General features: G+C 61.0%; 9 protein-coding genes. 2 read left to right on the plus strand and 7 right to left on the minus strand.

The window, feature by feature from the left end; translation table 11 throughout:
• Positions 1-4: 4 nt before the first annotated feature.
• From E4P32_RS17820 to polA, 7 genes are all read right to left on the minus strand, one after another.
• Positions 5-1,030, minus strand: a complete 1,026-nt coding sequence (locus E4P32_RS17820; protein WP_116436549.1) for an aromatic ring-hydroxylating dioxygenase subunit alpha — start codon at positions 1,028-1,030, stop codon at positions 5-7.
• Positions 1,031-1,126: 96 nt separating this feature from the next.
• Positions 1,127-2,152: a 2-oxoglutarate and iron-dependent oxygenase domain-containing protein gene (locus E4P32_RS17825; protein ID WP_233526770.1), complete on the minus strand. Its 1,026-nt coding sequence runs from the start codon at positions 2,150-2,152 to the stop codon at positions 1,127-1,129.
• Positions 2,153-2,209: 57 nt separating this feature from the next.
• Complete coding sequence (locus E4P32_RS17830) at positions 2,210-3,199, minus strand: ABC transporter substrate-binding protein (RefSeq protein ID WP_116436550.1); 990 nt, start codon at positions 3,197-3,199, stop codon at positions 2,210-2,212.
• Between the two features lie 39 nt (positions 3,200-3,238).
• Positions 3,239-4,252 (minus strand): PDR/VanB family oxidoreductase, encoded by a 1,014-nt coding sequence (locus tag E4P32_RS17835; RefSeq protein ID WP_116436551.1) that lies wholly within the window; start codon positions 4,250-4,252, stop codon positions 3,239-3,241.
• 408 nt (positions 4,253-4,660) lie between these two features.
• Entirely contained in the window at positions 4,661-5,545 is an 885-nt protein-coding gene (locus E4P32_RS17840) for a dienelactone hydrolase family protein (protein WP_116436552.1), read from the minus strand.
• 180 nt (positions 5,546-5,725) lie between these two features.
• Entirely contained in the window at positions 5,726-7,384 is a 1,659-nt protein-coding gene (locus tag E4P32_RS17845; protein ID WP_116436553.1) for a methyl-accepting chemotaxis protein, read from the minus strand.
• Between the two features lie 429 nt (positions 7,385-7,813).
• Positions 7,814-10,603, minus strand: coding sequence for a DNA polymerase I (gene polA / locus E4P32_RS17850; protein WP_116436554.1), 2,790 nt, complete (start codon positions 10,601-10,603; stop codon positions 7,814-7,816).
• Between polA and E4P32_RS17855 the strand changes: the two genes are divergently transcribed.
• Together E4P32_RS17855 and E4P32_RS17860 are read left to right on the plus strand one after the other, a co-directional pair.
• A complete protein-coding gene (locus E4P32_RS17855) occupies positions 10,604-11,350 on the plus strand; it encodes a TIGR00730 family Rossman fold protein (RefSeq protein ID WP_116436555.1) in 747 nt (248 codons plus the stop codon).
• A gap of 207 nt (positions 11,351-11,557) precedes the next feature.
• The gene (locus tag E4P32_RS17860) at positions 11,558-12,610 is read left to right on the plus strand and encodes a nuclear transport factor 2 family protein (RefSeq protein WP_158559759.1); all 1,053 of its coding nucleotides are present in this window, start codon (positions 11,558-11,560) and stop codon (positions 12,608-12,610) included.
• Positions 12,611-12,754 lie beyond the last annotated feature (144 nt).

Here is a 12,754-nt window from a genome sequence, read left to right on the forward strand (position 1 = left end):
GCCTCTAGTCTTTGCTGCGAAAAACTTCGGATTCGCCATGCTCTTCCAGCAACTGCAACAGCATGCGACGCATGATCAGACCCGGACGGTCGGACGCCATGTGAAATTCCGCCTTGCGGCGCACGTCGATGCAGGCGTCGGGATCGGTGGCCTCCAGGATCTCGCGGTCTTCCACCAGAATCGGCGCATCCCAGGCGATCAGGTCGGCTTCGGCGCAATCCTCTTCGGTGTCGTTGCGGTACAGCCATTGCGCCAGCATGATGGAACCATCGTCGATCGGCGTGGCGCAGTTGTAGATGATGTGGTGGCGGCCCGAGCTCGGGTACTGGCAGCCGAAGCGACGCGAGAACGGCAGGTACCAGCGGTTGAACATGTGACGCATGGTGGTGTCGTCGGTGGTGCCGGTGACGCGATAGCTGGCCGGCACGTTCTTGATCGGCACCAGGGTTTCCGCTTCGAAGCCGTAGTCGGTTTCGTTGATCTCGTACTTCTCCGGCTTGGGCTGGTCGTACAGGCCGAAAGTGCCACGATGCACGTAGCTGAAGTGCGAATTGTCGAAGGAATTTTCCATCATGCGCAGCGCGCTGGTTTCCCAACGCTCATAGAACTGGAAGATGCGGCGGTAGCCCGGCGTGGTTTCTTCCGGGAAGAACGGGATGTCGCGCAACGGTTTCTCCAGCGCCACCCACACATAGCCGTAGCGCTCTTCGCAGTAATACGACTGCACCATCGCGCCGGCCGGCACCGAGCCATCGGTATTCTGCGGCACGCGCACGCAGGCGCCGGCGCAGTCGAAGGTCCAGCCGTGATAGCCGCAGACGATGTTGCCGTTCTCGACAAAACCTTTCGACAGTTTCGCGGTGCGATGGCAGCACCGATCCTGCAAGGCTGCCGGCTTGCCCGGCGACTTGAGCCAGACCACGATGTTCTCGCCCAGCAGTGTGAAAGGTTTCGGGCCGTCTTCCAGCATTGAAATTGGCATGACCGCGTACCAGAACTTGCGCAAGACTTTTTGTTTCGTAACCAGCATGATGCAACTCCTTTAAAACCAGCCGTGTCCTGCTCCTGCAGAGACATGGCCGAGCAGCCGGCGCGCCATCATGGTCGCCTTCGCCGCAGAATAAATTTACGACGCCGCAGCCAGTACGCTGGCGGCGCCAAAGGTTTCCTGTACTTTTTGTGCGAGGTAGTCGCCGATGGTGCACGGTGCATAGCGCGCGGGATGTTCATCGGAACAGCACGACGGCAGGCACGACACCGTCACCGCATGGTCGCCATCCATGAAAAACGGTAGCGAATAGCGCGGCACTGGATTGTCGTTGCGCACACGATGCGCATTGCTGTGATAAACGTCGTTGCTCCAGCGCTGCAGCAGGTCGCCGATGTTGACCACGAAGCTGCCATGAAGAGGCGTCGCGCGCACCCAGTCACCGTCGGCATTGCGCACTTCCAGACCGCCGATGTCGTCTTGCGCCAGGATGGTGACCAGCCCCCAGTCGGTATGCGCACCGGCGCCGATCTGGTTGTGCTGGGCGTCGGCGGGCTGCGGTGGATAGTGCAGCATGCGCTGTGTCGCGATCGGCGTGCCGAGTGCGAAATTGAAGAAGTCCTCAGGCAGTTGCAGCGACAGCGCAATGATCGCCAGCAGCCGCTGCGACAGCATGCGCATGGCGGCATGATATTGCCGTGCATGCGCGCGCATTCCGGACAACTCTTGCGGCCATAGATTGTGACCGTAGCGCAGCACGCCTTGCTGCACATAGGGATGATCCAGCGGCAGATCGGTGCCGAACTGGAAGCCCTCTTTGAGATCGGTCGGACCGTCATCAAGCGCCTGCGTACCGATGCGTTCATAGCCGAAACCGGCCGGCGACAGCGACATGTCGACTGCGCGCTTGACCGCATCCGACGCAGCAAAGAAACGGCGCGCCCAGTCGAACTGGCCGTCAACCAGGCTTTGCGGCACGCCGTGATTGACCAGATAAAAGAAACCGACGTCGCGGGCGATCTTGTGGATCTCCCAGGCGACGGCTTCGCGCTTGCCGAGGTCGTTTGAAAACGCATCGGCGAAGTCGATGACCGGCAGGCGCTGCGCGGTCTTGGGTGGTGTGTAGAGAATCATGGCGTCCTCACGCAAATGAACTTCGGACATCCGGTCTGCATCAATGAACGACGCAGACCGGCAAGCAATGATCAAATCATCGGGACATCAAGGCATCACATGCATGTCTTTGACGAACTGCGTGGTGTACGCCTTGTGCCAATCGACGTCGGCCTTCAGCAAACCGGTGGCGACCATGGTGTCGTAGGTCTTCTTCCAGCGTTCATCCGTCATGATGCCGATGCCTTGCCTGGCGGCGTCGCCGCCGGTGACGACTTTCAATTCCTTGAGCTTTTTGAGCGCGTAAGCCAGTTGCTCGTCGCCCATTTCCTTGTTGTCTTTCTTGATCAGCGCGTTACCCGCGGACGGATCTTCCAGATAGCTCTTCCAGCCTTCGGCGGTGGCCTTGACGAAGCGCTTCACCAGATCAGGTTTGGTCGCCACCATCTTTTGCAGCGTGATGATGGTGGTGCCGTAAGGCGGATAGCCCTCTTGCGCAAACAGGAAGAAGTTGGCCTTGGCGCCGGACTTCTCGGCCTGGAACAATTCCGACGACGGGTAGGCCTGCTGTACGGTGTTCGGATCGGCGAAGAACGGTTGCAGGTTGAAGGTGTAAGCCTTCGACTGCGCGTCGGTGTAGCCGTACTTGGCTTTCAGCCACGGCCACCAGCTCGATTGTCCGGAGCCGGCCACGAGAATCGTCTTGTCCTTCAGCGCGCCGAGATTGGGCACGTCGGCGTGCGTCATCATGCCTTGCAGATCGGATTGAAAAGAGGTGCCGACCGTCACCAGCGGCAAGCCCTGCTCGATGCCTTTCAATACGGTGAAGTCGTAGCCCATGCTAAAGTCGGCCTGGCCGGCCACCAGGATTTGCATGTTGTTGACTTGCGGCCCGCCCATCTTGATGGTGACGTCCATGCCGTACTTCTTGTAGATGCCCTTGGCGAGGGCCTGGTAGAAACCGCCGTGTTCTGCCTGGGCGTACCAGTTACTCAGGACGGTGACCTTTTCCTGCGCCTGCACGCCGGCTGCTGCCTGCAACGCCAGTGCGCCTATCATTGCTGCGGCAATGCGGATGAGGGATGTTCGCTTGCTCATGGCCTTCCTTTCAGGTGGGTTGTTGTACTTAATCGAAAATCAGATATCCAGCACCAGGCGTTCGCTGCGACAGCGCGATACGCAGGGCATCAGGCATTGGTTGCCCGCGCGTTCTTTTTCCGTCAGTACGCTGTCGCGATGATCGGGCACGCCTTCCAGCACACCGGTCTGGCAGCTGCCGCAAAAACCTTCGCCGCACGAGGTGCCGATCGCCACCCCGGCTGCCGCGGCGGCAGCAACGATGCTTTGTCCCGGCTGCACCATGCAGCGCACGCCAGAACGTTGCAGCACGAGTTCGAATACGCGGTCTTGCGTTGTGGGCGCATCGCTTGCCGGTGTCGTGGCGGCGAACAGTTCGAAGTGCACGTCGGCGTCGCGCCAGCCAAGTTGCGCAGCCTGCTCGCGCACCTGCGCAATGAAGGGCGCCGGACCGCAGATATACAAAGGGGTTGTGCGTGGCAACACGGTCAGCCTGGCGGCAACGACGCCACCGACTTCGTCCGCATTCAGACCGAAACTGAAATGGCAATGCCCGGCCATGGCCGGCTGCGACAACGGGGAGAGAAAGACCGCGTGCTCCACGCTGCGCGCGAAATAGTGCAATTGTGCGGCGCGTCCGCGATGCAGCAAGTCGGTTGCCATGGCGTAGATCGGCGTGATGCCGATGCCGGCCGCAAACAGCGCGACGGCATGTTCACTGTCGTGCAAAGGAAAGGCGTTGACCGGCGCGCCGGCGCTCAGTTGCGTGCCGACGCCCGCTTGTTCGTGCAGCCAGGCCGAGCCGCCGCGCGATGCCGCTTCGCGTTTGACCGCGATGCGATAGAAGCCGTCCTCACCGGGCGTGTTGCACAGGGAATAGCAACGCTCCAGCCCGCCGGGCAGCGACAGCTTGACATGCGCGCCGGGCGTCCACGCCGGCAGGCGGCGCGCATCGTCGGCAGAGAGGTCGAAGACACGGATATCGCGGCCATCTTCACGGATGGCCGCCACGCGCAGGTTCAGCGGTGCAGCGGCTTGCGCCGCCGTCATGAAAGCGTCGCGCACGGTCGTCATCGCGGACCTCCGTGAGGAAGCAACGGCGCAGCACAGCGTGCAACATAGTCAGGAGAAAAGGAATTGCCGCAGAGAGCGGCGAAGGAAATATGGCTTGAGCAGCATGAGTGCGGAGATGGTCGCAGCATTTCTCGTGTCCTATAAATTCACAGGTGCCACCGGTTCATTCCGATGGCGTCACGAGCAATGCCCCACAGTCGATGGTATTTGGATCGACGGCTAGCCGCTTCTACTCAATCTTCAAACTAGCAATCTGCGTGCCATGCCCAACAGGCAAGGGATGCACGCTTTTTGTTGCCGGACAAATAAAAAGAGGACGGAAAAATCCGTCCTCAGTGCAAGCAGTTGATCCAAATCAGTGCGGGCGTCCCCAAAAACTGGCGCGGGCTCGCACTAGCTATATATAGATCAGACCACGCCGTGCGACTTGAACCATTCGACCGCGCGCTTCCAGCCTTCCTTGGCATCCGCCTCGACATAGCTCGGACGATAGTCGGCGTTGAAGGCGTGGCCCGAATTCGGGAACACCACGAACTCCGACTTGTTGCCGGTCTTGGCCAGCGCTTCCTTCATCTGCTCCACGGTCGCCACCGGAATGCCGCCGTCCTTGCCGCCGTACAGGCCGAGCACCGGCGCCTTCAGCGTCGGCGCGATATCGATAGGATGCTGCGGCTGCAGCGCCGACTTCTCGCCGACGATACGGCCGTACCATGCGGCGCCGGCCTTGATCTTCGGATTGCGCGCGCTGTACAGCCAGACGATGCGGCCGCCCCAGCAAAAGCCGTTGATGCCGATCTTGTCCGGATTGCCGCCGTTCTGGCCGGCCCACGCAACGTAAGCGTCGAGGTCGCCGAACACTTGCTCGTCGGGCACCTTGGAGATGATCTCCTTGTTCAGTTCGGCGATGGTCGGATACGCCGCCGGATTGCCCTGGCGCACGAAGAAGTCCGGTGCGATCGCCAGGTAGCCGAGCTTGGCGAAGCGGCGTGCGATGTCGGCGATGTGCTCATGCACGCCGAAGATTTCGGAGATCACAAGGATCACCGGCAAGTTGGTTTTGCCTTCCGGCTGTGCGCGATACGCCGGCACTTTCTGGCCGTTGACGGTCACGCTGACTTCGCCGGCGGTCAGCCCGACGGTGTCGGTCTTGATCATGGTCTGCGCGCAGACCGGCAGCACGGCGGCGGCGAAGCCGGTGCCCAGCGCGGTCTTGATGAAAGTGCGGCGATTGCCGGCGTCGAGCAGGCCGGTCGTGCCCACCAGGCTGTCTACATCGTTCTTCAGATCGTTCATGAGATTCTCCAGGAGTCGGACGTGCGCAAAAAGGGATGAAACCGGCTGAGACAAAAACACGGCCTGCCTGGCAGTGAAGGCAGGCAGGCCGTGTTAGCTGGCGTCTTGGCTAAAGGGTTAACTGGAACTACCGCAGAGCATTCTACAAGATACAAAGGCCGGCAACGTGCGCAACGAATACTATGCCGCCATCGCTCCCGGCAGCTCCGGATGCATCGGCGTGATGTCGATGGTCCGTTGCGTCAGCGTCGGCGATGGCGCACTCAGCTGACGACCGTCCAGCTTGAACACGCTGACCAGTGCAGTCAGGTTGGCGGCCTGGTCTTGCAAAGACTGCGCCGCAGCCGCAGCCTGCTCGACCAGCGCGGCGTTCTGCTGGGTCATGTCATCGATCTGGATGATCGCTTCATTGACCTGCTCGATACCGCTGCTCTGCTCGCTGTTGGCGCTGGTGATCTCGGACATGACGTCGGTGACGCGGCGAATGCTGGTGACGATGTTGTTCATCGTCACGCCGGCCTGCTCGACCAGCTTGCTGCCGTTCTCGACCTTGCCGACCGAATCGCCGATGAGCACCTTGATTTCCTTGGCGGCGCTGGCCGAGCGCTGGGCCAGGCTGCGTACTTCCGACGCCACCACGGCGAAACCGCGGCCCTGCTCGCCGGCGCGCGCCGCTTCTACTGCGGCGTTCAATGCCAGAATGTTGGTCTGGAAGGCGATGCCGTCGATCACGCTGATGATGTCGACCACTTTTTGCGACGAGGCGTTGATCGAGCTCATGGTTTGCACCACCTGCGACACGATGCTGCCGCCCTGTACTGCGACGTCGGAGGCGGCGACGGCGAGCTGGTTGGCCTGCTGCGCATTTTCGGCGTTCTGCTTGACGGTGGAATTGAGTTGTTCCATCGACGAGGCGGTTTCTTCGAGCGAGCCGGCCTGCTGTTCGGTGCGCGACGACAGGTCGAGATTGCCGCGCGCGATTTCGGTGGAAGCGGTGCTGATGGTTTCGGAACCGACGCGCACCTGCGTGACGATGGCGGCCAGCTTGTCGCGCATGCCCTTCATCGCCATCAGCAGGCTGTCCTTGTCGCCCGGTTTGGTTTCGATGTGCACGGCGAGGTCGCCGTCGGCGATCTGGCCGGCGATAGACACCGCGTAGTCAGGCTCGCCGCCGAGTTTCTTGAGCAGGTTGCGCGTGATCCATGCCGCTGCGATCAACGCGGTGATGATACCGACGGCACTGGTGACCAGCATCAGCCAGCGTGCCGCGGTGTAGGCGCTGGTGCTGGCTTGCGAGGCGTCGGCGTTGAGGCGGTCTTCGATCGTCACCAGTGCGGACAACTCGGTCTGCCATTTCTTTTGCACCGGCAGGTATTCGTCCTTGAGGAATTGCGCCAGCTCATAGGCTTCGCGCTTGAGACCAAGGTCGACGGCCTGGTCGATCAGCTTGTGCGCGATGTCGCCTTGCGCCTTGATCTTCTGGATGGCCGCCTTTTTCTCGGCGACCGCACCGGCATCCTTGTCGAACATGCTGCGCAGCTTCTGCTCGGAGCTCTGGTATTTCTGCGTCTGCGCCTTGATGTAGGCGGCTTCTTTTTCGATGTCGTCGGAGCCGCCTTGCAGCATCAGGTTGCGCAGCGAGATGGAGCGTTCCGAAACGGTGCCCATCATTTCATTGACCAGCTTGGTCTCCGGATTGTTGACCTCGACCACGTCGAGGAACCGGCGCTGCATCTGGTCCATGTTGTACAGACCGAACGCCGTCACTGCGATCAGCAGCAACACCACCCACGCGAACCCCAGCCCCAGCCGTGACCCCACCTTCATCCCTGCAACCATTTACGCCTCCTCGTTTCTGCTTGTCCGAGAAGCGGTCGCCCGCGAATGTCCGCCGAATCCGTCGTCTTGCCTATGCCTGTGTTTCCGTCGACGCAACAGCCAACTTCACCGCAACAGCTTCGTGTCTCTACTGCATTTGTATTGGGTCTCAAACAGCATCGGGCGATGCCGTTTTTGCAACTTTATCGTTATTCGTTTTTATCTTGTATTTTCAGCAAGTGTGCCCCTGCTTCCGAAAATGCATTTTGCATCAATCTGCGTTGTCGTGCATCAATATAAATTCATGTGTCATGAAGAACATCTCCGCACGCTAACGGGTCGTTGACGCGTAGCGAGCGGCCCAAGATTTGGCCGAGGAGCGGAGTCGTACGCAAGTACGTCGAGCACCGCAGGCCGAAGCTTGGGCCGCGCAGTAGCGTCAACGGCCCGTTAGTGGGCTTGGTCCCAGTTTTTGCCTGTTCCTACTTCGGCGATCAGCGGCACCTTGAGCTCCGCAACATTTTTCATCAGTTCCGGCAGTTTTTCACGCACCAGCGCCAGCTCGGCATCGGGCACTTCCATGACCAGTTCATCGTGCACCTGCATGATCAACTTGGATTGCAAACCATCCTGCTCGATCCAGCCCTGCACGGCAATCATCGCCAGCTTGATCAAATCCGCTGCGGTGCCCTGCATCGGCGCATTGATCGCCGCCCGTTCGGCGCCCTGCCGGCGCGGGCCGTTGGGCGAGTTGATCTCGGGCAGCCACAGGCGGCGGCCGAACACGGTTTCGACATAGCCCTGCGACTTGGCTTCGAGGCGCGTGTCGTCCATGTATTGCTTGACGCTGGAGAAACGCTGGAAATACTTGTCGATGTACATCGCCGCAGCAGCGCGCTCGATGCCCAGATTGCCGGCCAGGCCGAAGGCGCTCATGCCGTAGATCAGGCCGAAGTTGATGACCTTGGCGTAGCGGCGCTGTTCGCTGGTGACATCGCCGAGGCCGACGCCGAAAATTTCGGAAGCGGTGGCGCGGTGAATGTCTTCGCCGTCTGCAAAGGCCTTGAGCATGTTCGCATCCCCCGAGATGTGCGCCATGATGCGCAACTCGATCTGCGAATAGTCGGCCGACACGATAGTGCTGCCCGGCGGCGCGATAAAGGCCTCGCGGATGCGACGGCCTTCGGCGGTGCGGATCGGGATGTTTTGCAGGTTGGGATCGTTGGACGCCAACCGTCCGGTGACGGCCACGGCTTGCGCATAGTTGGTGTGCACGCGACCGGTGGTCGGATCGACCATCTTGGGCAGCTTGTCGGTGTAGGTCGACTTCAGTTTCGACAGGCCGCGATAGTCGAGCAGGATCTTCGGCAGCGGATAGTCCTCGGCCAGTTTCGCCAGCACTTCTTCATCGGTGGACGGCGTACCGGACGGCGTCTTTTTCACCACCGGCAATTGCAGTTTCTCGAACAGAATTTCACCGAGCTGCTTGGGCGAATTCAGGTTGAACGGCTGGCCGGCGAGTTCATACGCTTGCTGCTCGATCTCGAGCATGCGCTTGCCGAGCTCATTCGATTGCGTGGCGAGGATGGCGGCGTCGACCAGCACGCCGTTGCGTTCGATCTTTTGCAGCACGACCGAGGTTGGCACCTCGATCTTTTCGTAGATGTAGCGCAGCTTGGCGTCGTTCTCGACCTGCGGCCACATGGCCTGGTGCAGCGCCAGCGTGACGTCGGCGTCTTCCGCCGCATATTCGGTGGCACGACCGATCTCGACCTGGTCGAAACAGATCTGCGACGCGCCCTTGCCGCAGACGTCGGTGTAGCTGATCGTGGTGCGGTTCAGATGACGCAGCGCCAGGCTGTCCATGTCGTGCGTGCGGTGCGATTCGAACACATAGGATTCCAGCAGCGTGTCGTGCACGATGCCGCGTAGCTGGATGCCCTGGTTGGCGAAGATGTGGCTGTCGTATTTGAGGTTCTGCCCGAGCTTGGGCTTGCTGTCGTCTTCCAGCCAGGGCTTGAGCTTGGCCAGCACCAGTTCGCGCGGCAGCTGCGCCGGCATGTCCTGGTAGTTGTGCGCGACCGGAATATAAGCCGCACGTCCCGCTTCGCAGCACAGCGAAATGCCGACCAGTTGCGCCTGCATGGGAACCAGCGAGGTGGTCTCGGTGTCCACTGCGGTGAGCGTTGCGGCATTGATCGTCGCGATCCAGGCATCCAGTTGCGCTTCGGTCAGGACGGTTTCGTATTCCTTGACGATGGTTGCGCTGGCATCGAACAGGCCGACTTGCGCGGGACCGCCGGCAGCATCGGCTGAGCCGGTTGCGGGAGACGCCGCTGTCGATTTGGACGCAGCATCGGCGCCGGAGGCTGAAGCTGAAGCTGCATCAAGTTCGCGCAGCCAGGTGCGGAAATTGTAGCGGGTGAACAGTTCACGCAGCACGTCATTGTCGTTCGGTTGCACTGTCAGCGAATCGAGGATGGTGCCCATGTGCGCCGACAGGTCGCAGTCGGTCTTGATGGTCACCAGCACACGCGCCTGCGGCAGCCACGGCAAGGCCTTGCGCAGGTTCTCGCCGACCACGCCGGTGATCTTGTCGGCGTTGGCGATGACGCCGTCGAGCGAGTCGTATTGAGTGAGCCATTTGACGGCGGTTTTGGGGCCGCACTTTTCAACGCCGGGCACGTTGTCGACGGTGTCGCCGATCAAGCTGAGATAGTCGACGATGCGCTCCGGCGGCACGCCGAATTTGCCGATCACACCGGCGCGGTCCATGGTTTCGTTGCTCATGGTGTTGACCAGCGTGACGTGGTCGTTGACCAGTTGCGCCATGTCCTTGTCGCCGGTGGAGACGATGGTCTTGAGTCCTTCTTCGGCGGCGCGCAAGCCCAGCGTGCCGATAACGTCGTCGGCTTCGATGCCTTCGACCATCAGGATGGGCCAGCCCAACGCGCGCACGGCAGCGTGGATCGGCTCAATTTGCAACGCCAGGTCTTCCGGCATCGATTTGCGTGTAGCCTTGTACTCGGCGTACAAGTCATCGCGGAAGGTCTTGCCCTTGGCGTCGAATATACAAGCGATGTAACTTGCAGGATAATCATTACGCAGTCGGCGCAACATATTGATGATGCCGTACAACGCACCGGTCGGCGCGCCTTCCGCGTTACGCATGTCGGGCAGAGCATGGAATGCACGATAGAGGTAACTGGAACCATCAACTAACAACAAGGTTTTTTGCATATGGAACTTAGAGGAAAAAATGTCCCGCGACTGCGGGAAGTGGATGACATCGAGCGCGCCACCGCCAAGAAGGCGCGCGAGTCATGGCATGTACTCACGATTATGGCAGAATTTATCGAGTCCACCGAGCGCCTGTCCGAGCTGCGCCCGGCGGTTTCCATCTTCGGTTCCGCCCGCACAAAACCGGACGATCCGCATTATGCCTTGTGCATCGACATCGCCCGGCGCCTGTCGGACGCCGGCTTTGCGGTGATCTCGGGCGGCGGCCCGGGCATCATGGAAGCGGCCAACAAGGGCGCCTTCGACGGCGCCTCGCCGTCGGTCGGTCTCAACATCGAACTGCCGCATGAACAGCACGGCAACGGCTGGCAGGACATCTCGCTGTCGTTCCGCCATTTCTTCGCGCGCAAGGTCGCCTTCGTCAAATACGCCGATGCCTACGTGGTGCTGCCGGGCGGCTTCGGCACGCTCGATGAACTGACCGAAGCGCTGACCCTGATGCAGACCGGCAAATCGCGCCTGATGCCGGTGATCCTGGTCGGCAGCAAATTCTGGGCGGGCCTGATGGAATGGATCCGCACGCGCCTGGTCGACGACGGCATGATTTCCGCAAAAGATCTCGACCTGCTGCAGGTGATCGACGATCCTGCTGAAGTCGTGGTGGCGGTGCAGAAGTTCTACGATGCGCGCCAAAAGAAACCGGCCGATCCGGAAGACACCGAACGCCAGACCGGCATGTATCTGTAATTCAATCGCCTCACCAAAAACGCCGATCCGCAACAAGTTTGCCGGTCGGCGTTTTTTATGAATGGCATGCAGTAATTTTTCTACAACTCCGCTGTAATCGTCGCATAATCAATGCGACGCCGAACAAATTTCCTCCGTGTCCGTCGAAGCCTGTTCCGCGCAAGCCCTCGTTGCCTGTTGCTCTTCTCCTCTTCGACCGGACCACTCATGATCACCAAATACCTGCTGTGCTGCCTGCTTGCATTTGCCGCGATGCAGACAGGTTCGCTTGCCCGGGCCCAATCGACCGGCGCCAGCGCCGGCGCACTGTCGCCGGCCGTGGCGAAAGTCGCCGACGCTGCCGCAGCCGGCGACGCCGAATCCCAATATACGCTGGCGCAGATGTACGGCAGCGGCAGCGGTGTGCCGCGGGATCCGGCGGCGGCGGCACTATGGCTGCAAAAGGCCGCCAACCAGGGTCACGCCAATGCGCAATTCAGCCTCGGCACCAGCTATCTTCTCGGCGACGGCGTGCCCAAGAGCGCCGCACTGGCGATCGAGTGGCTGAACAAATCGGCACAGCAGGGCAACTCGCTGGCACAGGCCAATCTCGGTGCGATCTATCTGAATGGCGACGGCGTCGCGCAGAATTTCCGCGTGGCCTTGTCCTGGTTCGAAAAGGCCGCCGCCCAAGGCCTGCCGCTGGCGCAATACAGCCTCGGCAAAATGCATCAGAACGGCTATGGCGTGCGCACCGATGAAACGGCGGCGCTGCAATGGTATGCGCGCGCTGCGGCGCAGGACTATGCGCCGGCGCGGCAGGCGCTGGCGGACCTGAAACGCCCGGCGGCGGCGCGCCCGGCAAATGCGGTGACGGCCGCTCCCCCTGCCGCTGCCGCTGCCGTCACCGCAGCGCCGGAACAAGCCGCCGTACTCGCTGCAATCCGCGATTGGGCCGCAGCATGGAGCCGCAAGGATGTCGACGCCTATCTTGGTTATTACGCCGAGGACTTCCGCTCACCCAACGGAGAAAGCCGCAGCGACTGGGCGGCACAGCGGCGGGCGCGCATCAACAGCCGCAAACGCATCGCCATCGAGATCATCGCGCCGCGCATCGCCATGAACGGCGACAACAGCGAAGCGACTGTCACATTCACGCAGAATTACCTCTCCGACCAGCTTGCAGAAACCAGCGCAAAGACGCTGGTGCTGGTCCGCCGTGGCGACGCCTGGAAAATCGTGCAGGAAACTGCCCGCAAGGCCGGAGCGGGCCACAAATAACCGCAAACCAGACCAGAAAACCGGTTGAGTCCCGGCAACATGCCCCCATCTAGATGGCGGAGCACATTCGCAAGGATGCGGGCTCCCCTGATTCGTTTGTTACAATGAACACCTACTGTCAACCTGTCCAGATTGCGAGTTCCC

Origin of the sequence: Herbaspirillum sp. 3R11 (assembly GCF_004563925.1) — a bacterium.
Taxonomy (GTDB): Bacteria; Pseudomonadota; Gammaproteobacteria; order Burkholderiales; family Burkholderiaceae_D; genus Herbaspirillum.